Genomic DNA, 24,498 nt, shown 5'->3' on the forward strand with positions numbered 1-24,498 from the left:
ATATCCTCAATAAAGATAAATTTGTCTGCAGAGCTCTTGACAACAGAATGGGAGGATTTATGATTGCCGAAGTGGCACGTTTACTTCACGAAAATAAAAAGACATTACCTTTTGGTTTGTATATCACCAATTCCGTACAAGAAGAAATAGGCTTACGTGGTGCCGAAATGATTACAGAGACTATAAATCCAAATGTAGCCATTGTTACAGATGTAACGCACGACACCACTACTCCAATGATAGACCAAAAGAAGCAAGGTTATGCGGAAATTGGCAAAGGTCCGGTAGTAGCTTATGCGCCTGCTGTACAACAAAAATTACGGGACCTTATAACTGATACCGCAGAAGAAAAGAAAATACCTTTTCAACGTGCAGCATTATCAAGAGCCACAGGAACGGATACCGATGCATTTGCCTATAGTAATGGTGGTGTAGCTTCAGCCTTAATTTCTTTACCGCTGCGCTATATGCATACAACAGTAGAAATGGTACATAAAAATGATGTTGAGAATGTGATACGACTGATTTATGAAACCCTCTTAAAAATAGAAAGCGGAGAAACATTTAGTTATTTCAAGTAATCAATTCCCACAGTATGTGGGAATCTTTTTATATGGACGAGTATATTGACATTGTAACCCAAGATGGTGAGCCCACAGGTAAGATTGCTCTAAAGTCTGAAGCACATAAACATGGTTGGTATCATAATACCATTCATCTATGGTTGTATACCAAGGGAGGGGAAATTTTATTGCAGCAACGTTCTCACAAAAAAGTCATCCACCCATTACTTTGGGATGTTTCCGCAGCAGGTCATATCGATGCAGGTGAGTCATTTGTTGAGGCAGCTTTAAGAGAAACCAAAGAGGAAATAGGATTGCAATTACAAGCAGAAGCACTAACTAAAATCGGTATAAAACTTCATGAGTCTTCTTATGAAGACGGCAAAATACAAGATAACGAGTTTCATCAAGTATATATAGCAGAGTTAAAAGTAAGTTTAGAGAATTTAATTCCTCAGGAAAATGAAGTTGAAGCCTTAAAATTAGTCTCGCTTAACGAATTTGAAATTTTATTGGAAAACAGTGCCACCAATCTTCATTTTATACCGACCAATAAAGCTTATTATGGCTTCGTTTTAAACGCCATTAAAGAAAAACTTGCCCTATGAGTTTGGTATTAATGGCAGTTGCGCCAGTAATGGTGATTCTTATTTACATTTATGTTCAAGATAAACATGAGAAAGAACCTATCGGTTTATTAATAGCCAATTTTTTATTCGGTGGTATAGTCAGCATTTTAATAGTAACTGCACTTTATTTATTCACAGGACAGTTTATTCCAATTACGGATCAGTATAGCGTGTGGCAACAGTTTATTCAAGCATTTGTAGTTGTTGGGCTATCTGAGGAATTCAGTAAATATATTATCGTTAAATACTTTGCGCAGCCTAAAAAGGCGTTTAATGAACCTTTTGATGGCATTATCTATGCGGTGATGGTATCCATGGGTTTTGCATGTACCGAGAATATCATGTATGTCTTACAAGGCGGAGTTGAAACTGCAGTATTAAGGGCATTTACTGCTGTTCCTGCACATGCAACGTTTGGTATTTTAATGGGTTATTATATGGGTAAAGCTAAATTTTCGAACCATCGGTTTAAGTTGAATATGGCTGGTTTGTTTTTAGCAGTGCTTTTCCATGGTGCTTACGATTTCTTTTTGTTTATCAGATTTATTCCAGGCATCTCTATCGGTGCATTTATGTCGTTATTAATTGCTGTTTTTCTGTCTAGGAAAGCCATAAAACGTCATCAGGACAATTCAAACTTTAAATCTTTGTAAACTCTTTTCCTAAACATGATTAATTTCATATTTTAGGATTTCTTTATAATTTAATTTAGCCAAAGTTTAATAAACACTTATCTATGTATAAAGCAAAAGTTAACGCTTCTTATGAGTTTGATATAAACAAAGAAGCAGTAGAACAACTTGATGCTGTTGAAGCCTCGACACATCAGTATCACATACTTCATAACAATGCATCTATAAAAGCCAAAATTTTAGATGCTAAGTTCAATAAAAAACAGTACCGCATAAAAGTCAACAACAATATCTACGATGTCGTTATAAATGACACATTAGATCAGCAAATTTCTGCTCTAGGCTTTGAAATTGGTTCATCAAAAAAAGTCAGCGATATTAAGGCACCAATGCCAGGCTTAATTTTAGAGATTAATGTAAAAGAAGGCCAAGAGGTCAAAGAAGATGACGCCTTGCTCATTTTAGAAGCCATGAAAATGGAAAATGTGATCAACTCACCACGCGAAGGTGTTATAAAATCCATTAATGTAAAACAAGGTGACACCGTTGAAAAAAATTCACTTTTAATAGAATTCGAATAACATTATGGTCAGTTCGAGTGTTTTGTGAAGCATGAATAAAATGTATCGAGAAGTTCTCGATAAAATTTTTATCAAAATCACTCGAAGTGACAACAAAAGAAACTTTTATGAAAAAAATACTAGTAGCCAACCGCGGGGAAATTGCCATTCGTGTTATGCGGACTGCAAAACAAATGGGTATAAAAACTGTTGCCGTTTACTCCGAAGTAGACCGTCATGCCCCACATGTTAAATATGCTGGAGAGGCGGTTTGTATAGGCCCAGCTCCATCAAGCGAGTCCTATTTAAGAGGCGACAAAATTATTGAAGTCGCCAAGAAGCTAAACGTCGATGCTATCCATCCTGGCTATGGCTTTTTAAGTGAAAATGCCGACTTTGCCGAGTTATGCGAAGCCAATGGTATCATTTTTATAGGGCCACGATCTAAAGCTATAAAAATGATGGGAGACAAATTGGCAGCAAAAGAAGCGGTCAAAGATTATAACATACCTATGGTGCCTGGTGTTGACCGTGCCGTTACGGATCCAAAGGAAGCTGTAGCCATTGCTAAAAAGATTGGTTTTCCTATTCTTATTAAAGCTGCAGCTGGTGGTGGTGGAAAAGGTATGCGCATTGTAGAGAAAGAAAAGGATGTTGAGAGTCAGATGAAACGTGCCATTAGTGAAGCCACATCGGCTTTTGGTGATGGTTCGGTTTTTGTTGAAAAGTATGTCACATCTCCAAGACATATCGAAATTCAGGTCATGGCTGATATGCATGGTAATTACCTCCACTTCTTTGAACGCGAATGTTCCATTCAAAGACGTCACCAAAAAGTAGTTGAGGAAGCGCCTTCAGCTATTCTTACTCCACAACTAAGGGACAAGATGGGACAGGCAGCTATTAATGTCGCAAGGTCCTGTGATTATGTTGGTGCAGGTACCGTAGAATTCTTAATGGACGCCGACCACAACTTCTATTTTCTCGAGATGAATACACGACTTCAAGTAGAACATCCTGTGACAGAGTGGATTTCTGGTGTAGATTTGGTGGAATTACAAATCAAAGTCGCACGTGGTGAGGAATTAAATATTAAGCAAGAAGATCTTAAAATAAATGGACATGCCCTTGAACTCCGTGTTTATGCAGAAGACCCAATGAATGATTTTTTACCAAGCGTAGGGAATTTAGAAGAATACAAACTACCTAAGGGTGAAAATGTCCGAGTGGATAATGGTTTTGAAGAAGGTATGGATATTCCGATTTATTATGATCCAATGCTATCAAAGCTTATTACTTATGGTAAAACCAGAAGTGAGGCCATTGAGTGGATGATCTACGCCATTGATAATTATAAAGTAAAAGGAGTGCGGACTACCCTACCTTTCGGTAGATTTGTTTGTAAACATGAAGCCTTTAGAAGTGGTAATTTCGACACTCATTTTGTAAAGAATTATTATTCCCCTAGCATCGTTGAAGAAGCTAGCGAAATAGAAGCTGAACTAGCTGCCAAACTTGCACTTAAGCAATATTTAGAAGATCAAAAACTATTAAGACTACCTAATTAAGATACTATGGATACTAAAATAAAAACCCTAAACGAAAAAATTGCCTTATCTAAATTAGGAGGAGGTCAAGCCAGAATCGACAAACAACACCAAAAGAAAAAACTGACCGCCAGAGAACGAATTCTTTACTTGTTAGACGAAGGTTCTTTTGAAGAAATTGGTGCTTTAGTGACACACAGAACTAAGGATTTTGGTATGGAAAATCAAAAGTTTTACGGTGATGGTGTAGTGACAGGTTATGGTACGGTTGAAGGGAGACTAGTTTATGTATTTGCCCAAGACTTTACAGTTTTTGGTGGTTCATTGTCTGAAACCCATGCCGAAAAGATTTGTAAAATCATGGATATGGCCGTCAATGTAGGAGCTCCAATTATTGGATTGAACGATTCAGGTGGGGCTCGTATTCAAGAAGGTGTACGTTCTCTCGGAGGTTATGCTGATATTTTTTATAGAAATGTCCAGGCATCTGGAGTTATTCCACAAATTTCTGCGATTATGGGACCTTGCGCTGGTGGTGCCGTGTACTCACCAGCAATGACGGATTTTACCATCATGGTACAAGACACAAGTTATATGTTTGTAACTGGACCTAATGTTGTTAAAACTGTGACTAACGAAGAAGTTACGAGTGAAGAGTTAGGTGGTGCAAGTGTGCATTCCACTAAATCTGGTGTGGCCCACAAAACCTCTGCAAATGACGTTGAGTGCCTAGAAGATATAAAGAGATTATTGAGCTATTTACCACAAAGTAATAGAGAAAAACCTGAGGATATTGTATTTGAGTTAAAGGATGAAGTTAGGGAAAGCTTATCTGATATCGTACCAGATAACCCTAACAAACCTTACGATATGCATAGCGTTATTGACGGAATTATAGACGAAGGTTCTTTTTATGAAATCCATAAGGACTATGCCGAAAATATAATTGTAGGTTTTGCACGACTTGGTGGAAAATCGATTGGTATTGTAGCCAACCAACCTATGTTTTTAGCTGGAGTCCTTGGTGTTAAAAGCTCAAAAAAGGGCGCGCGTTTTGTACGTTTTTGTGATGCTTTTAATATCCCATTATTAGTAATGGAAGACGTTCCTGGCTTTTTACCTGGTACTGACCAAGAGTGGAATGGTATTATTGTTCATGGAGCCAAATTATTGTACGCCTTTAGTGAAGCTACAGTACCAAGGGTAACGGTTATTACAAGAAAAGCTTATGGTGGTGCTTATGATGTGATGAACTCTAAACATATTGGTGCCGATATGAATTTTGCCTGGCCTAATGCCGAAATTGCGGTAATGGGAGCCAAAGGTGCCGCAGAAATCATCTTTAAAAGAGAAATTACAAGTGCCGAAGATCCTGAAGCCAAATGGAAAGAAAAAGAAGCGGAATACGCTGAGCTTTTTGCCAATCCATACAGTGCTGCAGAACGTGGCTATATAGACGAAGTGATTTTACCAAAAAATACCAGAAGAAAGCTAATCAAGGCGTTTAGTATGCTAGAGAACAAAGAGGTAGGTGTACCTAAACGCAAACATGGTAATATTCCATTATAAGTCTTTTTAATAAGAAAAAACAAAAAACCCGATATTTTACAATCGGGTTTTTTATTTTAAAGTTCAAAGAGATTTAGGCCTCACAGCTTGTACACTCTTTTTTCTGTTTGAACTTTTGTGCAGCATTCATGCTATGCTGATAGTAAAGCGATTTTAAACCTAATTTCCAGGCCGTTACATGAATCTTATTAATTTCTTTTACCGACATTTCTGGATGTACAATAATATTTACTGACTGCCCTTGATCAATATGGTTTTGTCGGTTAGCAGCTTGATAGATAATATCCAATTGGTCAATCTCTGAGTAAGTTTTAAAAACATCTTTTTCTTCATCCGTCATAAAATCAAGATGTTGAACAGAGCCATCATAATCCCTAATGCTTCTCCAAACTTCTGCTGTATTTTTTCCTTTTGATTCCAAGAACTCAACGAGGTAAGGATTCTTTATTGTCGTTTTAATTTTCGCAATATCCTTAACATAAATATTGGACCAAATAGGTTCGATACCTTGTGATACCTGTCCTAAAATAAATGCAGAAGAGGTTGTTGGTGCTACGGCATTTAAAGTTGTATTTCTTCGGCCATAACCTTTTAACACTTTAGGCTCACCTAAACGTTCTGCCAATTCTTCCGATGCTTTGTACGATTTTTCTTTTATAAGCTTAAATATTTCACTATTCAAGTTAAAAGCTTCTTGACTGTTGAATGCTAACATCTTAGATTGCAATAAAGAATGCCAACCCAAGACACCTAGACCTAATGCTCTATTATCCTTGGCGAAATTATAGGCACGCTCCATAAATAAGAAAGTTTGTTGGTCATCTCTACTTGTAGAATCTTTGTACGTTTCTAATTTTTCGGTGAACTCAGTAATAATAGCATCCAAGAAATAGACCATGGTTTCAACAGCATCAGTGTCTTTCCAATCATCATAATGCAATACGTTTAAAGACGATAAGCAGCATACAAACGACCAGTCATCGCTTGATGGCAACATGATTTCCGTACAAAGGTTACTGGCATAAATTGGCAGTTTTTTATCCTGATAGACATCAGCAGCACCATTATTGGCATTGTCCGTGAAGAAGATATAAGGATAACCCATTTCGCCTCTTCTCTGTAACACTTTTGCCCAAACGGTTCGCTTCTCAACATCACCATCAACCATTTCCTGCATCCAATCATTAGTTACAGTAACGCCATGAGTCAATTCTTGAATTGGATTTCCTTCTGTCCCTATTTCTAAGAATTCCAAAATATCTGGATGATTAATAGGCAAATAAGGTGAAAAACGTCCTCGTCTAACAGAGCCTTGGCTTACCACATCTACCATAGATTCAAACAACTGCATAATATGAACTGCTCCAGACGCCTGTCCGTTATTTTTAACCGCTGCACCACGATGTCTTATTTTACCAAAATAGCCTGAGGTACCACCACCAAGTTTAGACATCATTCCCACTTCAGATTGAGAGTATAGGATATTACCCATATCGTCGTCCACATGAGATCCAAAACAGGAAATTGGCAAGCCTCTTCGTTTTCCAAAATTTGACCAAACCGGAGATGACAGGGAAAAATAACCTAGAGACATGTAGTTAAAAAACTTCTCTGCATATCCTGGTATTCCCAATATCTGCTCTGCCCTATCAGCAATTTCCTTAATTCGCTCCTCGGCGGTTACACCGTCAGTTAAATATCCAGAGGCTAAGAACTTACGACTGTGTTCGGTTAACCAATTAAAATCACCTTGAGTTTTAGGCTTTATTTGCTGTAATGATTTTTTTCTGGCATTAATTAATGTGTTGTCTGTGATTGTTTCGTTTGATTTAGTTTCTGTGTTAGTTGTTAATTTGTTCTCTGTCATTTTTTAAAAAAGGTCATCACTGGTTATACTTTGGGTTCTTTTGCTATAATTTATGGATCGCTTAACGAAAAAGTCACCATGCTTAGTGCCTATAATTTCGTCATCAAACCATTCTGTTTCTGATACTAAAGCTTCGTCTACATTGAAAACTGGATCTATGCCGATGCTCTCTAGCGACTTATTAAATCTGTTCTTAAGGAATTCGTTAACCACATTTTTAGGTAAAAAATCTATCTCTCCTTTTTCAAAAATCCAATCCACTATTTTACTCTCTGCGTCAAATGCTTCTCTACACATATCCTGAACTGCTGTATGGTAATCATCATCAAACCATTCTGGATTTTCATCCTTTATAATCTTAATAATATCGATACCAAAATCACCATGGATTTGCTCTTCTTTAGATGTTGCCTCAACTACATTTGAAATGCCTTTCAACATATTCTTATGTTTGTTAAAAGCCATGATGATTAAAAACTGAGAAAACAATGATACGTGCTCAATGAATAACGAGAATAATAATACTGCATCTGCATAAGCCCTATTATCGTCACTTTTCGAATTCTTTAGGGCATTCTCCAAATATTGTACACGACGCATCATCACTGGTTTCTTTTTTAGAGTTTTGAACTCTTTATTTAAACCCAAGATTTCCAACAAATGTGAGTATGCATCATGGTGTCTAACTTCGCTCTCAGCAAATGTTGCCCCTACCGAACCAATCTCTGGTTTTGGCATCTTGTGATAGATATCTCCCCAAAACGATTTTACGGCAACTTCAATTTGCGAAATAGCCAACATGGTATTTTTGATGGCGCTACGCTCAACATCGTTAAGACCAGCTTTAAAATCTTGTATATCACTTGTAAAATTAAATTCTGTATGTATCCAATATGAATGTCTTATAGCTGGTACATATTCATACAAATCTGGGTACTCATATGGTTTAAGATTGATACGTTTTTCAAAGATGTTACTCTTACGTTTTCTTGCTTGTTCATCTCTATAAAGTATGTAAGCCTTAGCGACATCAAAAAACGAATTTTGCATTAAAGCGTTTTCAACTGCATCTTGTATTTCTTCAACGGTTGGCACATAGTTAGGTTCACGTTCTTTTTGCTTGATTAACAGCTCATTAACCTGTTTAGATATACGTTCGGCATCCTCAAGATTTCCATGTTCTAAAGCCGTCATAGCCTTTAAAACAGCATTGGTAATTTTACTTAATTGAAAAGGCTTTGTAGAAAAATCGCGTTTAAGAATATGGGTTATTTGCATGAGGAATATTATTTAGAATTAATTTTGAATAGTTTCAAATATCCAATTTATTCCTCCTTTTTTCTATAGTTGGATTTCTATTTTTTTAACACTGTTATTAACATTAAGATAACATTGATAAACACTAAAAAAAATGAAAATCTTGAATGATTTTCATGTCAATTTAACGGTCAAAAATTAAAAAAATCGATGGTAAATTTTAACCCAAAAACGTCAATTGGTCACTTTCTTTTAAAAAAAATTGAAATTTTAGGGCATGCAATCTGCACATTGTCCTTTTAATATTACATCCACAGATTGGATGTTACGATTATCTATTTTAGGGATAGAAATATTGACTTCCAAGCACTCTACTTTTCCACAATCTTTGCATTCAAAATGCGGATGGGTATCATTATGTTGATGTGCAGAACATTTACGGCATTTCGCATACCACATTAAGCCATTAGTTGCTGTGAAAGAATGTATGGTCCCGTCATTCTCCAAACGCTCAAGAATTCGATACACAGTAGTCTTATTCATTTGTCCCTCTAATTGTTCTATTAAATCAACGACAGAGATAGCTTCTTGTCTATTTTCAAATATGGACAAAATAATACTTACAGATTTGGTTTTTCGCTTAATACTCATACTGCAAATTTAATGCAACGGCGTTGCATTATCAAATTTTCTATTATTTTTGCAACTCAGTTGCAATAACATATATATTATGATAACGCTTAGTCAAGTTTCGAAATCATTTAAAGGTAACATAGCAGTAGATAATCTTAGCTTGGATATTGCAAAAGGTGAAATCTTAGGTCTTCTAGGTGCTAATGGTGCAGGTAAGTCCACAACAATACATATGTTATTAGGATTTATTAAACCAGATTCTGGGGCAATCCAAGTGGACGATGTGGATGCCATAAATAATTCTGAGACCGCAAGACAATTAATAGGTTACATTCCTGAAAATGTTAGTCTTTATAACCACCTTTCTGGTATTGAGAATCTTGACTATTTCTGCAAAATTGCAAATCTAAAATACAGTGAACCTGAGCTTGAAGAATTTCTGAGTACTTGCGGACTACAGGCAGAGGCACATAAGCAAAAAATCTCGTCCTACTCAAAAGGAATGCGCCAAAAGGTCGGTATTGCAGTTGCCTATGCTAAAAAGGCAAAAGTGCTATTATTAGACGAGCCAGCCAGTGGTTTAGACCCCTTAGCAAGTAATGAATTATCTGAGTTGTTAAAATCCATAGCATCATCTGGTACGAGTATTTTAATGGCATCACACGACATCTTCAGGGTTCGTGAGGTCTGTCATCGTATTGGCATATTAAAAAATGGGGTCTTAGTGAAAGAACTAAATAGTAAGGATGTAAGTGCTAACGAATTAGAGGCCCTTTATCTGCAATACATGCAAAACTAGATATTATGTGGCAGATTATACTAAACGAATGGCGATTACTGCTAAGAAATAAAATACTTTTAGGGTTATGTATTAGCTTTATTTTAGTTTTTGTATTCGCCATTTTCCTTTCCCATAAACAGTACCAAAAGCAACGGACTACCTATAATATTGCTAAAGACGAGCTAAGAGAACAATGGGAAAGTATTGATTCAATGAATCCTCACAGTGCTGCGCATTATGGAACTTATGTATTTAAGCCTACTAATATTTTAACAAATTTAGATGAAGGCGTCAATAGTGTAACAGGTAATGTGTTAAGAGTTGAGGGACATGTGCAAAATGAGATGATACATTCTGAAGCATCCCAAATGATGAGCATTTCAAAGTTTGGTAAATTAAAAGCCTCTCTTCTGCTTCAGTATATTGTTCCCTTACTCCTCATTTTTCTGGCATTTTCATCAATAAATTCGGAACGACAGCAAGGTCGATTAAAAATCCTATTGCTACAAGGTGCTAATACCTCTAAACTAATGATGTCAAAGGTCATTGCTATTTGGTTGTTTGGTCTATTTCTATTGAGCTTTTCAGTACTATTCTATACGTTTATAAACTTAAATAGTTTCAGTTCTGATATCGCTTATAGGCTTGCGCTTTTTATACTGAGTTATAGCCTTTATTACTTTATCATTGTTGGCCTTACGGTCTTTCTTACAGCACGCTTCAAAAATTCAACGCTAGCGTTAACGAGTATGATTGGTATATGGATACTATGGACAGTATTTGTTCCAAATATTGTAATGAACAGTGTTGAGAAATGGCATCCATTACCGAGTCGCAATGAGTTTAAAACCGCCATGCGAGAAGACCGCTCCAAAGGCATTGATGGGCACAATCCTTCAGATGAGCGTGGAAAAGCTTTAGAAGAAAAATTTTTAGCAAAATATCAAGTAGATAGCTTATCGCAACTCCCAATTAATTTTGATGGTATTAGAATGCAAGAAGACGAAGAATATGGTAATATGGTTTGGGATAAACATTTCGGAAACCTGTCTGATGTCCTCGAAAAGCAAAAGAAAAAAGTTCAATTTTTTGGTTTTCTCAGTCCGTTGATTTCGCTTCAAAACTCTAGTATGGGATATACTGGCAACGACAATCTGCACCACCAGAAATTTCAAAGACAAGTTGAAGATTACAGGCGAGTTTTCATAAAACAGCTCAATGACAAACATGCCTTTGGTGGCTCTAAAACAGGCGATTGGGGATGGAAAGCACAAAATGATTTTTTTAAATCCGTAAAAGATTTTGAATATAAAACCACTAGTCTTAAGAGTGTTTGGAGGCAATATACCTTAGACTTTACAATTTTAGCCTTATGGTCGGTTGTGATTATTGGGCTTGTTTTATATGGAACTAAACGTATGGTAGTGGTATGAAAACATTGGCTATTCTCAAATACGAGTGGATTCATTTTACAAGAAGTACATTTAAAGTTATTGCTGTTGTACTGTTCCTTATAGCTTCAATATATGGGTTACATAACGCATCAAATTTATATAACATACAAATATCTGAAATAGAACGAATCAAAGCTCAGTCTAAAGAATCCCAAGCTGAGATTATTGCATTTTATGACAAAAATGAAAAAGGGCCTTCTGAACGGCCTTGGGTAAATGTCAATGAACCGTTTTGGGCAATCTGGTATTCTAACATATATCACTTTAAAACTCCCTCGCCTCTTATGGTTTATGGGGTTGGACAAGCCGAGCAATATGGCTATTACAAGCGTTTAACAATTATGAGTAGTCCTTACGATGCGGATATGGTTGAAGAAATAGCCAATCCCGAGCGTTTACAGACAGGTAATTTGGATTTTACTTTTGCTATTATTTATTTGTTACCATTATTGCTCATGATATGCCTTTATAACATTAAGGGTGCTGAAGTAGATTCTGGTATTTTGCCATTAATTAATGTACAAGCAGCCAGTATACAAAGCTGGTTATGGAATAGAATTGGTTTTTATTTTATCCTAATTATAATACTGCTGGCATTGCTGTTTGTTTATGGAGGTTTCTTAACCAATATATTTGATAAAGATGTAAATGGTTTTTTTGTGTTTCTCTTATGGACAATAATCTATTTGCTTATTTGGACTGCTGTTTTTGGAGTAATAATCCAACTTGGGTCGACCAGTATAAGTAACACCTTAAAAATGGTTGGTGCTTGGCTACTTTTCACTTTTATTATTCCTGGCATTGTACATCAATGGATAAGTACACAATATCCAGCAAATCTTATGACTGATTTTATTGATGCTCAACGTGATGAAAAAAATAAGTTGTATGCACTTCCTGATAGTGTTTTACAGGAGAAGTTAAATGCAAAATATCCAAAAATACTAAACAGTATTGTGATGAATGATAGTCTCAAACAAAATAAAGCGCGAAACGAATCCGCTCCCGCTTTGGCAAATGAGATGACTAAAAATAGTCTAAAGCCTATTGAGGAAAGCTACTACCAAAAAAATAATGCCATCAAAGGCTTCAATTGGATTAATCCTGTGACATTATTTCAAAATAAATTTAACCATCTCACAAAAACCCACTTTGACGATTATCAAAACTACAGGGACGACATTCAACTGTTGGTTGACCTACAGAATGAAACCATGGTTTTAGATATATGGAATGATGTGCAAGTAGATAAAAAAACATATTTAGGTTATCTAAGTACATTAAATGATGTCAATAAATGAGGCAAGAAAAGGCAATCATAATTTATTCAATTGACTTAACCCAAGAGATAATTGATACTAAAAAATCAATTCAGTTGCTGGGCTATAAATCAAATCCATCAATAGATAAGTAAAATTACTTTCTTTAATCAATTCTAATGTGTAAATGAAACAAGGAGTCTGTTAAATAAATTCATGACAACTTTGCGGCATTATTGAATTTGTAGTATTTTTGCAACTCAGTTGCATTTAAAACATATGATTACTAAATCCTTAAAAGAAAAAAATTCAGATTTTATTGGTGCATTGTCCAGTGGTGTATGCTTAATCCATTGTATTGTTACACCATTTATTTTTTTAGCGCAAACAAGCGCTGCAACCCATGGCACTAATGTCCCAATATGGTGGTCAGCTATAGATGTATTGTTTATTATTATCTCTTTCTTCGCTGTTTATTGGTCCGCAAAAAACAGCTCAAAACCATTGGTGGTTAGAGCATTATGGATCAGTTGGGTTTTGCTATGCGCAGGTATATTAAACGAGAAGTTTGAAATTTTACATCTACCAGAAATTTCAATTTACATACCAGCTATCGCACTAATTATTTTACATCTTTACAACAAAAAGTACTGCCAATGCAAAGATGAAAATTGCTGTGCTTCTACAAGTTAAAATTATGATAATGAGAAAAGAGGATATTGAGCTTTTAGGAGATGCTCACATTTCAACAAGTATAGATACGCCATTAAGAGCTGATGCATTTGACAAGTCTGATGACGAAAAAATTGAAGTCATTCAACGACACTTTAAGGCCATTATGCATGAACTCGGATTAGACCTCAATGATGATAGTTTATCAGGAACACCATATCGTTTTGCAAAAATGTATGTGAAAGAATTGTTTTATGGTCTTAATCCCAATAATCGTCCTAGAATATCTACATTCAGTAATAAATATGGTTATAAAAAGCTTCTCCTTGAGCAGGATATTACCATAGATTCCTCTTGTGAGCACCACTTTCTACCTATCGTAGGAAAAGCTCATATAGGCTACATTCCAAAAGATAAAGTCATTGGACTTTCAAAAATTAATCGTTTGGTAGATTATTATGCACACAGACCACAGGTGCAAGAGCGTCTATGCCTTCAAATACTGAAAGATTTACAAGACGCACTAGATACCGAAGATGTTATTGTTATCATTAATGCCAAGCATTTGTGTGTATCATCAAGAGGTATAAAAGATAAGCAAAGTTCTACCACAACAATGGAATATGGTGGTTGTTTTCAAAATATAGAAGAACGCAACACCGTTTTAAAGCAAATTGATTTGTTGAGAAATCAATTTTAATGTGTTTAATTAGTTAATATTAAACTAAGATTTGTTACAAAGCTCACCTTTAAAATGGTGGGCTTTTTCGCTATCATCACCATGTGATTATTTTTTGTCTCTGGGTTCACCTTCTTTATGATTTTCCATAATTTTTTCTTGGTCTTTTTTCATGGTGTTATTATAAGCTTCCTTTTGCAAAAATCTCATTATGTCTTTTTATTAAATCGTGTTTAGCCTTTACGCTCGTCGAATAAACGTCTATGATAATTGATTTGCCCTAAATGATATGATAAATGCGTAGTGAGATGAACTAAAAAGTATTCCGTGGTCATAAAGTCCTCAAATGGATTTCTCCGGTATTCTTTTTGTAAATCAGGTGCATCTAGTTGACTTAAAGTACCTTCAACAATGGGAATGGTATTATCTATTTGTTGTATCATTTCTAATCTTGGCACGTTTTTGAGCGAGAATTCTAACTCGCGTTGTCTCACATATCCCGAATTACCCAAAGTAGCTCCAATAAAATGGTTTAAATTACCAACAAGGTGAAGGCATAAATTACCGGCTGAGTTTGAAATTCCATCCGACACTAACCACAGGTTAGCTTCGTCTTTGTAAGCATTGATTTCATCTTTTAATTTATTAAGGTCTCTCTTAAAAACTCGTATTAATGTATCTGTCAGCATTTTGGTGAAGTATTAAATGGTAGTATAAGATTTACATATTGTATCTACTCAAAAATAGACAATAATTAGCTTACTTTTGCGCCATGCAAAACCAAAAACGGTCACAATTTGAGTTTGTAGTCTTAATGGCAGCACTAATGTCTATTGTAGCATTATCTATTGATGCGGTTTTGCCTGCACTACCAAAAATCGGTGAGTATTTGAGTGTTAGTAACCCATTAGAAAACCCAAAACTAATCACCTCTATTTTCCTCGGCTTAGGTATTGGACAGCTAATTTTTGGGCCGTTATCCGATAGTTTTGGGCGAAAACCAATAGTCTATACAGGTTTTATTCTGTTTGTTATTGCTTCTTTAATATGTGTTACCACAAAAAGTTTTGAAATGATGATTCTTGGACGCGTACTTCAAGGTATCGGATTGGCCTGTCCAAGAACCATGTGCATCGCTATGATTAGAGATACTTACGAAGGGGACTATATGGCTAAGATTATCTCTATTGTGGTTATGGTATTTATTCTAGTTCCTGTAATTGCACCAACCTTAGGGCAATACCTCATGAATCATTATAATTGGCAGTTCATATTCACTTTCAATTTAATTTTTGGACTTATGGTTATGCTATGGTTTTGGATAAGGCAGCCCGAAACCTTAAAGGATAAATACAGGATTCCATATCGCTTAAATATATTTAAAACAGGAACTGCAAAATTTTTTAAAATTAGATCTGCAGTCATTTACACATTGCTTTCTGGTTTTATTACTGGTTCCTTTATGGTGTATCTCAGCACATCACAACAAATCTTTGAAAAGCAATATGATTTGGCTGACGAGTTTCCACTAATTTTTGCAAGTTTAGCTATTTCTGTGGGCTTAGCTACATTTTTAAATAGTCAGTTAGTTATAAAATTTGGTATGAAGCGTATTGTACATATCGCTATGATAAGTTTTATCTTGATTTCGCTTCTTTTTATACTATTCTATAATTCAGGAAATAATCCGAGTATAGGTATTTTGATTACATTTTTTGCACTACAATTTTTCACTATTGGTTTTTTATTTGGAAACTTGCGTGCTTTAGCTATGGAACCTATGGGCCATATTGCAGGAATTGGTTCCGCTTTAAACGGATTCATTTCGACTGTTATGGCAGTACCAATAGCCGATTACATTGGTAAGTTTGTAGTGAATTCAGTGACTCCGCTGTTTATTGGATTTTTGATTTGTGGGCTAATCTCGCTAGTGCTTTTCTATATCAACAGCAGTAAAGCTTCAAAAGTTTTAAGGGAAATCTAAAATATCTCCAAACTTCCTTTACCCTCCCTTATAATTTCTGGTGGATCAACGGATAAATCAATAACTGTAGAAGCTTCATTTCCTCCATACCCGCCATCAATGACAATATCCACTAGGTTTTCCCACTTTTCAAGAATAAGTTCTGGGTCTGTTGTATACTCTATAATGTCATCTTCATCTCTAATCGAAGTTGATACGATTGGGTTACCCAAACCACCTACCAAAGCTAAAGTAATAGAGTGGTCTGGTATTCTTATACCGACTGTTTTTCGTTTTTTAAATGGGTTGGGCAGGCTCTTTGACCCAGGAAGAATAAATGTATATGCTCCAGGCAAGGCGCGTTTAAGAATCTTGAAAGTTGTTGTATTTATTTGCTTTACATAGTCACTGAGATTGCTCAAGTCTTCACAAACAAAAGAAAAATTAGATTTCTCAAGCTTTACACCTTTAATTTGCGCAATACGCTCCAAAGCTTTAAGGTTGGTAATATCACAGCCCAAACCATAAACCGTATCCGTTGGGTAAATTACTAAACCTCCATTTTTTAGGATATCCACAACTTTTTGAATGGCCTTTGGGTTGGGGTTTTCTGGGTATATTTTAATAAACTCTGCCATAACTTAAAGATACGCATAAATGCTAAAAAAAGTATAATATTTTCATATAGTGTAACAAGGTGCATTAACTTTAAGTCTATATAATATGCATCAATCAATCATTCAATCAAAATTAACATGCATCAATCAATCAAAATACTAATTGTACTATTAATTTCTTCGAAACTTTTCGCAAACGAAATTATTCCTGCCAAGGATATTCTGCCAATTTATTTTACAAAGGCAGAATATGTTAACGCCTCCACGACGCGTATACCCTTTAAAGTCATTGACCAACTTATTGTTGTAGAAGTTGGGCTTCTTAATAAAGAAGGTAATTTTATTATCGATACCGGATCGGAATCCTTAATTATAAACAGTGCACATTTTAAGCCCTCGAGAAAATATGGATACGATGGGCAACAGAAAAGTGGCATCCATAATGATATTGAAGCTGTAAAAGAAAAACATCTCAATGTACTCAGTCTCAATACTATCGATTTAAAAAAGCTAAGCGCAGATGTTATTGATTTGTCCCATATTGAAAAATCAAAGAAAATCAGACTACTGGGTATCATCGGATATAGTGTTTTAAAGGATTTTGAAATCTTTATAGATATGCATCTAAATCAGTTAACCTTGACAAAGGTTGATAAAAAAGGCAACAAGTTATCTGATAAGGTTTATGCAGAAACCATTCAAGATAGTATTGATTTTGAGCTTAAAAAGCACACCATAATATTAGATGCCTATATAGGTGATAAAAGTGTAAAATTTGGATTAGATACGGCTGCAGAGTACAATCAGCTTAATAAAAAACTGAGTTCAGAAATTTTAGACTATTTTTACCCTAGCCAAGAATTAAAGCTAACAGGTGCCAGTGGTAAGAAAAAAAGGGTTTTGGCAGGGAAATTGTATAGGGTTAAATTGAATGATTCAATTTACTTTGGTCCCATGAAAACGGTACTTACCAATTTAAGAAAAATGAATAGTGCGTTTGGTACTAAACTCGATGGTATCCTAGGTTTTGAATTCTTCGCTCAGAAAAGAACCATTATCAATTACAGAAAAAAGAAACTCTACTTTATAGCAAATCCAATAATTAAGCATTGAGAATTAAAACCGATATAATAACAATTCTAAGCTTTCTATTTTTAACTTTTAATATATACTCCCAAAACATAAAAGGATATAAAATAGAAGGAGACGAGGTTGTTTTTATATTCGATGTTAATGACTACCCCAACATTAAAAATAATGGTGACACCATAGATTTTGTTTGCGTTTCAGGAGAATTTAACAACTGGGCCAAAGATCAGTGGAAAATGGCCAAGGTCAATGATTCTATTTATGAATTGCGAAAAGAGCTTTCTTTTTTCACTTCAGATTTTGATTGGGAGTTTAAATTTATAGTCAATGGTAAACATTGGGCAGAACCTTCAGATGATTTTGAAAATATAGTTGATGCCTTAGATTACAAAGGCCATCACCTAATGACTTATAACTTAAAATTGTATAGCGCTTTCGCCACGGATTATGGTAACGTTACCTTTAAACTCAAAGGTTACAAAGACGCTGAGAGTGTTATTCTAAGTGGTACTTTTAACCGATGGGATGAATCTGGGTTTGTAATGAAACCCAATGATAATGGATGGGAAATCACCTTACAATTGCGACCAGATGTCTACCAGTACAAATTCATCATAGATAAACATCATTGGATCGAAGATCCACAAAACCCGTCTAAGGTTATGAATGAATTTGGCGGTTACAACTCTGTAATTGATGTCCAAAAAATAGTTGAATTCCGACTTTGTGATTATTTAGATGCAGAAAAGGTGATTCTTAGTGGTGATTTTAATGACTGGTCTGAAGAGGACTGTGAGATGATTAAAATAGATGACTGCTGGATTTATAGCAAAAAATTATCTGGCGGAAAATACCAATATAAATTTATTGTAGATGGCAACTGGATTACCGATCCAGAAAACACCCTCAAAGAATACGATTACAAGGGTAATATTAACTCAGTGTGTATGGTGAAGAAGTAGCTCAACTTATTATTTCAAGCTTTGCAAATCGCAACAATAACTTCTTGGTATCTCCATTTTCAAACTTTATTTCAGCCTTTAAATCCCCACCCGAGCCTTCTATTTTCAAAACTTCACCTCTACCGAAGCGTTGATGGTTAACGATATTACCAACGGTTAGTTTAGTGTCAAATAAATTAGAAGCACCATTGGATTGACGCACAGGTTTCAGCTTTTTTGGTGTGCTAATCTTATATGGCTCGGCTTTTTTAGTCTCCTTCTTCTTGAACTTGGGTGATTTAGGCTTGGCAAACCGTACTTTATTCGGTTCTATATCTCCAAAAATAGAAGCATCCAACATCGGGTTAAAACGCTGTTCTTTTAACGGAGTGGTGATATTGATATACTCATCCTCTATCTCTTCAATAAAGCGGCTTGGTTCTGCATCAATCAATTTTCCCCAACGATAACGTGATAAGGTATAGGTTAAATAAGCTTGTTTTTCGGCGCGAGTTAGGGCAACATAAAACAAACGACGCTCTTCTTCCAACTCACTTCTGGTATTCATACTCATGGCACTTGGAAATAAATCCTCTTCCATACCCACTATAAAAACATGTGGGAATTCTAATCCTTTCGCCAAGTGAATCGTCATCAATGCCACATGGTTAGGGTCACCTTTATCACCATCCAAGTCGGTTGCCAAAGCAACGTCTTCTAAAAATTCCGCCAAGGAGCCTGTACTATCAGCAACTTCGATCTGCCCTTCCACAAAATCCTTAATACCATTCAACAATTCCTGAACGTTATCCATTCTGGTAACACCTTCAGGTGTACCATCTTTATTCAACTCACGAATTAAGCCACTTGTTTTAGCCACATGTTCTGCCAATTCAAAAGCATTAGCATTCTGATTCATTACTTTGTAGCTCTCAATAAGCGTCACAAAATCCTTGAGTTTGTTCTTAGTGCCATTATTAATATTGATAGCTTGGTTATCAATATCTTTCATAATATCGTATATGGTCTTACCAGTTGCATTTGCTGCAACTACTAAACGATCTACTGTGGTTTGTCCTATGCCACGAGCAGGATAGTTTATCACGCGTTTTAAGGCTTCTTCGTCCGAAGAATTTAAAATGAGTCGCAGGTAAGCCGTAACATCCTTAATTTCCTTACGCTGATAAAATGACAAACCTCCATAAATGCGATATGGAATATCACGCTTTCTTAAGGCATCTTCTATAGCACGCGACTGTGCGTTGGTACGGTACAACACAGCAAAATCGCTATTAGCGAGTTGTTTGTTCATCTTGGTTTCCCAAATCGTACTCGCTACATAACGTCCTTCATCACCATCAGTCATAGAGCGATGAACTATCACCTTATCTCCTACTTCATTAGCCGTCCATACAATTTTATCGAGCTTGGTTTTGTTATGTTCAATTACAGAATTTGCTGCGCCTACAATCATCTTTGTGGAGCGATAGTTCTGCTCTAAACGATAGACTTTGACATCATCATAGTCTTTCTGAAAATTCAGAATATTATTAATGTTGGCCCCACGAAACGCATAGATACTTTGCGCATCATCACCTACAACGCAAATATTCTGAAAACGGTCTGCTAAGGCTCTAACAATAAGATATTGCGAATGATTGGTGTCTTGATACTCATCGACCAAAATATAACGGAATCGACTTTGGTATTGTGCCAAAACACTAGGAAAACGTGTCAACAATTCATTAGTTCTCAATAGCAAATCATCAAAATCCATAGCACCAGCCTTAAAACAGCGGTCTACATACTCCTTGTATATATCTCCCATTTTTGGACGTCGCGCCATAGCATCAGCTTCCATGAGTTCAGGATTGTTGAAGTACGCTTTTACAGTAATCAAACTGTTTTTATAAGAAGAAATACGACTATAAACTTGCTTGGCCTTATAAATATCTTTATCCAAGTTCATCTCCTTGATGATTGAGCCTAAAAGTTTTTGAGCATCTTGTGTATCGTAAATTGTAAAATTACTAGGAAATCCTAAATGATGCCCTTCAAATCGGAGAATCTTAGCAAAAACAGAGTGAAAGGTGCCCATCCAAAGGTTTTTTGCTTCACTATCACCAACAATATTCGCAATTCTACCTTTCATTTCTCGAGCCGCCTTATTCGTAAAGGTTAAAGCCAAAATATTAAAGGCATCAATACCTTGACTCATCAAATAAGCGATACGGTAGGTCAATACCCTTGTTTTACCAGATCCTGCTCCTGCTATGACTATCATGGCACCATCTTTCTGTAATGTTGGCGCTAATTGTGCATCGTTAAGTTGACTAAGGTATTGTTCCAAAATTTAGTTTTTTCGAACTGTGAAAATACATATAGTATAAGGTTTTTCCATGCATAAAAACTAATAATTATAAACAATCTATTAAGAGTTTTGTTTTATCATTTTTCAATATCTTAGAGGCTAACTTAAATCCTTATTTATGGATGACGTATTAGAATTCTTAGGCAGTATTTCTTGGTGGCTCTGGATTATAATTGCTTTAGCTTTGGTTGCTATTAGAGACATTTTCTTTCAACGTAGGCACACCATTAGTCACAACTTCCCAATAGTTGGTCATCTTCGTTATTTATTGGAAAGTATTGGTCCGGAAATGCGTCAGTATTTTGTGGCTAACAACCGAGAAGAATTACCTTTTAATCGCATTGAACGTGGCTGGATTTATGCTTCAGCAAAAAAAGAAAACAACTATGAAGGTTTCGGAACAGATAGAGATATTTATGCGCATCAACATATATTCATAAACAATGCAATGATGCCTTATAAGGTAGAGGATAATCACCCAAGTGCTTTAGATAAAAGCTTTGTGCCTTGTGCTAAGGTGATGGGAGAATACAACAAACGTAAGCGCCCTTACAGACCCGCTTCCATTATTAATGTATCAGCTATGAGTTTTGGCTCTTTATCTGCTAAAGCTATTGACTCATTAAATAAAGGCGTAAAAATCGCTGATGCTTATCATAATACTGGTGAAGGTGGCTTGTCTCCTTACCATAGCAATGGTGGCGATGTTGTGTTTCACTTCGGAACAGGGTACTTTGGAGTAAGATCTGAAGATGGCGGCTTCTCAATGGAAAAAATGGTAAAACTTGTAGAAAACAACGCTTTTATAAGAGCTGTAGAAGTTAAGCTATCACAAGGTGCCAAACCAGGCAAAGGCGGTGTATTGCCAGGAAAAAAGATAACTAAGGAAATCGCGGAAATTAGAGGCGTTGAAGTTGGTAAAACCGTTCTATCACCACCAACTCATAAGGCCTTTTCTAATGTCCCAGAGCTTGTTGATTTTATTGAACGCATTGCCGAAGCCACTGGTTTACCTGTGGGTATTAAAGCAGCCATCGGGAAACTCGATCAATGGGAAGAGCTTGCTGACATCATGGCAAAAGAAAATCGCGGTCCAGATTTCATAACCATTGATGGTGGTGAAGGAGGTACAGGTGCTGCACCACCAAGTTTTGCAGATCATGTTTCACTACCCTGGATTTATGGCTTTAGTGATGTTTACAAATTGTTTCAAAAACGCAACCTCACCGATCGTATTGTATTTATTGGTAGTGGTAAATTAGGCTTTCCTGCAAAAGCTGCTATGGCCTTTGCTATGGGTGTGGACTGTATCAATGTAGCACGAGAAGCTATGATGAGCATTGGTTGTATACAGGCACAAATATGTCATACTAATCGCTGTCCTGCTGGTGTGGCTACACAAAGTAAATGGTTGCAAAACGGTATCAATGTGCCTCTGAAGTCCGAACGCTTAGCCCAGTATTTCAAAACCTTTAAAAAAGAATTGATTGAGATTACAAATGCGGCAGGATACGAACATCCTTGCCAATTTAATATGAATGATATTGAAATGAATGTTGATGACCACAATCTCACCAAAGACTTTGACCAAACATTTAAATACGAAAAAACGCCTGTTCAATTCAAAGGTATGCAACATTTGAAAGATTGTGTTTATCTTGGCGGAAAAAAGAAGAACTAATTTTTTATGGAACAACAACTCATCGATCTTTTAATGTACACTATTCCGGCTTTAGTCACTGGTGCTATTGCCTTTTTATTTTTTAGAGAACATGTAGATAACGAAAATAACAGACGTAATTTTTTAATCACTAAGGACTTACAAAAAGAAGCTTTCCCGATTCGACTTCAAGCCTATGAGCGCATGTCGCTATTTCTAGAACGTATATCACCCTCAAAGTTATTAACAAGAATACATCCAACATCCTCAAATAAAGAGGATTATGAAAATTTACTTATAGCAACTATTGAACAAGAATTTGAACATAATTTATCACAGCAAATCTATGTAAGTGACCAATGTTGGAACATTATAATTGCCGCCAAGAACGCTACGATTCAACTTATAAGAAAAGCCAACATGAATGAAAAAACAGATACGGCCAACAAGTTACGCGAAGTAGTTTTAACCGAATTAATGGACAAACCTGCGCCAAGTAATGCAGCCTTATCATTCATTAAACAAGAAGTGGGTGAATTGTGGTGAAAGACAACAACTAAATCTTAAAAAATAAATTCCAATAATTTCAACTTGTAGCAAAACTCTAAACTACGAAGATTAACTATTTACTTAAACAGCATGTTTTTTTTCGGCATAATCGTAGCCTTGCTGCCACCACTTTTCCATTAAACGCTTGCTAAAAATTAGTGAGTTCTCTGTTAGGCTCACTGGAGTGTAATATAAATTTAGCTTCACATTGTTGTTTTTAGCAGCTAACTGACCTATGATAATATCATTGCGCTCTACCTGATCCAATAAATGGCCAAATAAATTCATCATTAACGAAAAGGGGTTTTTACCCAAAACACGTTGTTTACCCATACTTTCCGCTTCCAACACAATAGCATCCACTTCGGTTGCACCTCTTAAAATAGCTTCCCTAATCGGAATCACACATCCCAATCCACCATCAGCATATTCATAACCATCGACCTTAGCTAATGACATAAACGGAATATAATTACACGAAATCCAAATCCAATTACAAAATTCTTCGTATGAGCACTCTTGGATGGACTTATATTCGACCCGATTCATAGACAAATTAGAAACCGTAACCACCACATCGTGCTTGGTGTCCTTAATTTTTTGATATTCTTCCCAGGTGAAATTCTTACGGATATTACGCTTTAGCGCTTTACTTTCCCCAAAGGTTCGCTTCATTTTAATGAATTGCCACAAAGAGTTCACAAAATCTATAGACACATACTCCCTATCCCCTTTTTTGCGTTGTACAAAAGGACTCACACTAAAGATATCTTGCTGCTGTACATTGGTGAATATGTCATAGAGTTTAGGAATATCATTGGCTGCCAAATGAGGCACTAGAAGACTTCCTGTTGATGTGCCTAAGAACATATCATATTCGCGTTCTTCTCGCTCAATTAAGTATTGTGCTACTCCACCTGCAAATGAACCCTTACTTCCACCACCAGATATCACTAATGCCCGCATTACTGTTTGTTTTGAAGTTTTTCGGATAATTGTTTTGCATACTTAACCATTCGCCAGTTATGATGCGATTTGGCATTTTCTAAATTGGCTTTGCATTTAGCATTGCAAGATTTCATGAGGCCTAAATACTGAAAAGCTTTCATTCTTAAATCGGTATTATGCTTTTCATCCGTATAACTTAACAATTCTTCAAAAAGCCCTTGCTTATCACCAGTCTGATAAAAAGGAGTGCTCAAATTC

At 35.9% G+C, this 24,498-nt stretch carries 23 protein-coding genes and 1 pseudogene; 16 read left to right on the forward strand and 8 right to left on the reverse strand.

Going from position 1 to position 24,498, the window contains the following annotated elements; genetic code table 11:
* From Q0992_RS11340 to Q0992_RS11365, 6 genes are all read left to right on the forward strand, one after another.
* The coding region (locus tag Q0992_RS11340) for a M28 family peptidase (protein WP_299524085.1) at positions 1–581 on the forward strand (581 nt) is incomplete at its 5' end.
* 32 nt (positions 582–613) lie between these two features.
* Entirely contained in the window at positions 614–1,171 is a 558-nt protein-coding gene (locus Q0992_RS11345) for an NUDIX domain-containing protein (RefSeq protein ID WP_299524088.1), read from the forward strand.
* Positions 1,168–1,845 (forward strand): PrsW family glutamic-type intramembrane protease, encoded by a 678-nt coding sequence (locus tag Q0992_RS11350; RefSeq protein WP_299524090.1) that lies wholly within the window; start codon positions 1,168–1,170, stop codon positions 1,843–1,845. The genes Q0992_RS11345 and Q0992_RS11350 overlap by 4 nt, the downstream gene beginning before the upstream one ends.
* An 83-nt stretch (positions 1,846–1,928) precedes the next feature.
* A complete protein-coding gene (locus tag Q0992_RS11355; RefSeq protein WP_299524092.1) occupies positions 1,929–2,405 on the forward strand; it encodes an acetyl-CoA carboxylase biotin carboxyl carrier protein subunit in 477 nt (158 codons plus the stop codon).
* A 107-nt stretch (positions 2,406–2,512) separates the two neighbouring features.
* Complete coding sequence (accC, locus tag Q0992_RS11360; protein WP_299524095.1) at positions 2,513–3,952, forward strand: acetyl-CoA carboxylase biotin carboxylase subunit; 1,440 nt, start codon at positions 2,513–2,515, stop codon at positions 3,950–3,952.
* A 6-nt stretch (positions 3,953–3,958) separates the two neighbouring features.
* The gene (locus Q0992_RS11365) at positions 3,959–5,500 is read left to right on the forward strand and encodes an acyl-CoA carboxylase subunit beta (RefSeq protein WP_299524098.1); all 1,542 of its coding nucleotides are present in this window, start codon (positions 3,959–3,961) and stop codon (positions 5,498–5,500) included.
* Positions 5,501–5,573: 73 nt separating this feature from the next.
* On the opposite strand, the gene Q0992_RS11370 is transcribed toward Q0992_RS11365, so the two are convergent.
* The 3 genes from Q0992_RS11370 to Q0992_RS11380 form a co-directional block, all read right to left on the reverse strand.
* On the reverse strand, positions 5,574–7,367 hold the full coding sequence (locus tag Q0992_RS11370) for a ribonucleoside-diphosphate reductase subunit alpha (RefSeq protein ID WP_299524101.1): 1,794 nt from the start codon (positions 7,365–7,367) through the stop codon (positions 5,574–5,576).
* A 3-nt stretch (positions 7,368–7,370) separates the two neighbouring features.
* Positions 7,371–8,645: a ribonucleotide-diphosphate reductase subunit beta gene (locus Q0992_RS11375; RefSeq protein WP_299524104.1), complete on the reverse strand. Its 1,275-nt coding sequence runs from the start codon at positions 8,643–8,645 to the stop codon at positions 7,371–7,373.
* Positions 8,646–8,894: 249 nt separating this feature from the next.
* A complete protein-coding gene (locus tag Q0992_RS11380; protein WP_299524107.1) occupies positions 8,895–9,275 on the reverse strand; it encodes a Fur family transcriptional regulator in 381 nt (126 codons plus the stop codon).
* Between the two features lie 79 nt (positions 9,276–9,354).
* Here Q0992_RS11380 and Q0992_RS11385 point away from each other — a divergent pair, with 79 nt between their 5' ends.
* From Q0992_RS11385 to folE, 5 genes are all read left to right on the forward strand, one after another.
* Positions 9,355–10,056, forward strand: a complete 702-nt coding sequence (locus Q0992_RS11385; protein WP_299524110.1) for an ATP-binding cassette domain-containing protein — start codon at positions 9,355–9,357, stop codon at positions 10,054–10,056.
* A 5-nt stretch (positions 10,057–10,061) separates the two neighbouring features.
* On the forward strand, positions 10,062–11,471 hold the full coding sequence (locus Q0992_RS11390; protein WP_299524112.1) for a DUF3526 domain-containing protein: 1,410 nt from the start codon (positions 10,062–10,064) through the stop codon (positions 11,469–11,471).
* Positions 11,468–12,793, forward strand: coding sequence for a hypothetical protein (locus tag Q0992_RS11395; RefSeq protein WP_299524115.1), 1,326 nt, complete (start codon positions 11,468–11,470; stop codon positions 12,791–12,793). Before Q0992_RS11390 ends, Q0992_RS11395 begins: the two co-directional genes overlap by 4 nt.
* 237 nt (positions 12,794–13,030) lie before the next feature.
* Positions 13,031–13,444: a MerC domain-containing protein gene (locus tag Q0992_RS11400; protein ID WP_299524118.1), complete on the forward strand. Its 414-nt coding sequence runs from the start codon at positions 13,031–13,033 to the stop codon at positions 13,442–13,444.
* Between the two features lie 10 nt (positions 13,445–13,454).
* Complete coding sequence (folE, locus tag Q0992_RS11405) at positions 13,455–14,123, forward strand: GTP cyclohydrolase I FolE (protein WP_299524121.1); 669 nt, start codon at positions 13,455–13,457, stop codon at positions 14,121–14,123.
* A 212-nt stretch (positions 14,124–14,335) separates the two neighbouring features.
* Here folE and Q0992_RS11410 read toward each other — a convergent pair whose 3' ends face one another.
* Positions 14,336–14,791: a DUF1572 family protein gene (locus Q0992_RS11410; protein ID WP_299524124.1), complete on the reverse strand. Its 456-nt coding sequence runs from the start codon at positions 14,789–14,791 to the stop codon at positions 14,336–14,338.
* An 83-nt stretch (positions 14,792–14,874) separates the two neighbouring features.
* Here Q0992_RS11410 and Q0992_RS11415 point away from each other — a divergent pair, with 83 nt between their 5' ends.
* Entirely contained in the window at positions 14,875–16,086 is a 1,212-nt protein-coding gene (locus Q0992_RS11415) for a multidrug effflux MFS transporter (protein ID WP_299524127.1), read from the forward strand.
* On the opposite strand, the gene Q0992_RS11420 is transcribed toward Q0992_RS11415, so the two are convergent.
* On the reverse strand, positions 16,083–16,703 hold the full coding sequence (locus Q0992_RS11420) for an L-threonylcarbamoyladenylate synthase (protein ID WP_299524130.1): 621 nt from the start codon (positions 16,701–16,703) through the stop codon (positions 16,083–16,085). The two genes, Q0992_RS11415 and Q0992_RS11420, sit on opposite strands and share 4 nt — an antisense overlap.
* A gap of 117 nt (positions 16,704–16,820) precedes the next feature.
* Here Q0992_RS11420 and Q0992_RS11425 point away from each other — a divergent pair, with 117 nt between their 5' ends.
* Positions 16,821–17,795: a hypothetical protein gene (locus tag Q0992_RS11425; protein WP_299524164.1), complete on the forward strand. Its 975-nt coding sequence runs from the start codon at positions 16,821–16,823 to the stop codon at positions 17,793–17,795.
* Complete coding sequence (locus tag Q0992_RS11430; protein ID WP_299524167.1) at positions 17,792–18,733, forward strand: hypothetical protein; 942 nt, start codon at positions 17,792–17,794, stop codon at positions 18,731–18,733. The genes Q0992_RS11425 and Q0992_RS11430 overlap by 4 nt, the downstream gene beginning before the upstream one ends.
* 1 nt (position 18,734) lies before the next feature.
* On the opposite strand, the gene Q0992_RS11435 is transcribed toward Q0992_RS11430, so the two are convergent.
* A complete protein-coding gene (locus Q0992_RS11435; protein ID WP_299524169.1) occupies positions 18,735–21,062 on the reverse strand; it encodes an ATP-dependent helicase in 2,328 nt (775 codons plus the stop codon).
* 139 nt (positions 21,063–21,201) lie between these two features.
* Here Q0992_RS11435 and Q0992_RS11440 point away from each other — a divergent pair, with 139 nt between their 5' ends.
* Complete coding sequence (locus Q0992_RS11440; RefSeq protein ID WP_299524172.1) at positions 21,202–22,764, forward strand: FMN-binding glutamate synthase family protein; 1,563 nt, start codon at positions 21,202–21,204, stop codon at positions 22,762–22,764.
* Positions 22,765–22,770: 6 nt separating this feature from the next.
* On the forward strand, positions 22,771–23,289 hold the full coding sequence (locus tag Q0992_RS11445; RefSeq protein WP_299524174.1) for a hypothetical protein: 519 nt from the start codon (positions 22,771–22,773) through the stop codon (positions 23,287–23,289).
* A gap of 84 nt (positions 23,290–23,373) precedes the next feature.
* On the opposite strand, the gene Q0992_RS11450 is transcribed toward Q0992_RS11445, so the two are convergent.
* Both Q0992_RS11450 and Q0992_RS11455 read right to left on the reverse strand, forming a co-directional pair.
* Positions 23,374–24,258, reverse strand: a complete 885-nt coding sequence (locus tag Q0992_RS11450) for a patatin-like phospholipase family protein (protein WP_299524177.1) — start codon at positions 24,256–24,258, stop codon at positions 23,374–23,376.
* Positions 24,258–24,498, reverse strand: a pseudogene (locus Q0992_RS11455) (M1 family peptidase); the annotation flags it as partial. The pseudogene Q0992_RS11455 and the gene Q0992_RS11450, both read right to left, overlap by 1 nt.

This window comes from Winogradskyella sp. (assembly GCF_028289625.1).
In the GTDB taxonomy this organism is placed as follows: Bacteria; Bacteroidota; Bacteroidia; order Flavobacteriales; family Flavobacteriaceae; genus Winogradskyella.

Bases quoted from the DNA above. Each gene is read 5' to 3' on its own strand.
- Q0992_RS11345 (WP_299524088.1), top strand. From the start codon at position 614: ATGGACGAGTATATTGACATTGTAACCCAAGATGGTGAGCCCACAGGT.
- Q0992_RS11350 (WP_299524090.1), top strand. From the start codon at position 1,168: ATGAGTTTGGTATTAATGGCAGTTGCGCCAGTAATGGTGATTCTTATT.
- Q0992_RS11355 (WP_299524092.1), top strand. From the start codon at position 1,929: ATGTATAAAGCAAAAGTTAACGCTTCTTATGAGTTTGATATAAACAAA.
- accC (WP_299524095.1), top strand. From the start codon at position 2,513: ATGAAAAAAATACTAGTAGCCAACCGCGGGGAAATTGCCATTCGTGTT.
- Q0992_RS11365 (WP_299524098.1), top strand. From the start codon at position 3,959: ATGGATACTAAAATAAAAACCCTAAACGAAAAAATTGCCTTATCTAAA.
- Q0992_RS11370 (WP_299524101.1), bottom strand. From the start codon at position 7,367: ATGACAGAGAACAAATTAACAACTAACACAGAAACTAAATCAAACGAA.
- Q0992_RS11375 (WP_299524104.1), bottom strand. From the start codon at position 8,645: ATGCAAATAACCCATATTCTTAAACGCGATTTTTCTACAAAGCCTTTT.
- Q0992_RS11380 (WP_299524107.1), bottom strand. From the start codon at position 9,275: ATGAGTATTAAGCGAAAAACCAAATCTGTAAGTATTATTTTGTCCATA.
- Q0992_RS11385 (WP_299524110.1), top strand. From the start codon at position 9,355: ATGATAACGCTTAGTCAAGTTTCGAAATCATTTAAAGGTAACATAGCA.
- Q0992_RS11390 (WP_299524112.1), top strand. From the start codon at position 10,062: ATGTGGCAGATTATACTAAACGAATGGCGATTACTGCTAAGAAATAAA.
- Q0992_RS11395 (WP_299524115.1), top strand. From the start codon at position 11,468: ATGAAAACATTGGCTATTCTCAAATACGAGTGGATTCATTTTACAAGA.
- Q0992_RS11400 (WP_299524118.1), top strand. From the start codon at position 13,031: ATGATTACTAAATCCTTAAAAGAAAAAAATTCAGATTTTATTGGTGCA.
- folE (WP_299524121.1), top strand. From the start codon at position 13,455: ATGAGAAAAGAGGATATTGAGCTTTTAGGAGATGCTCACATTTCAACA.
- Q0992_RS11410 (WP_299524124.1), bottom strand. From the start codon at position 14,791: ATGCTGACAGATACATTAATACGAGTTTTTAAGAGAGACCTTAATAAA.
- Q0992_RS11415 (WP_299524127.1), top strand. From the start codon at position 14,875: ATGCAAAACCAAAAACGGTCACAATTTGAGTTTGTAGTCTTAATGGCA.
- Q0992_RS11420 (WP_299524130.1), bottom strand. From the start codon at position 16,703: ATGGCAGAGTTTATTAAAATATACCCAGAAAACCCCAACCCAAAGGCC.
- Q0992_RS11425 (WP_299524164.1), top strand. From the start codon at position 16,821: ATGCATCAATCAATCAAAATACTAATTGTACTATTAATTTCTTCGAAA.
- Q0992_RS11440 (WP_299524172.1), top strand. From the start codon at position 21,202: ATGGATGACGTATTAGAATTCTTAGGCAGTATTTCTTGGTGGCTCTGG.
- Q0992_RS11445 (WP_299524174.1), top strand. From the start codon at position 22,771: ATGGAACAACAACTCATCGATCTTTTAATGTACACTATTCCGGCTTTA.
- Q0992_RS11450 (WP_299524177.1), bottom strand. From the start codon at position 24,258: ATGCGGGCATTAGTGATATCTGGTGGTGGAAGTAAGGGTTCATTTGCA.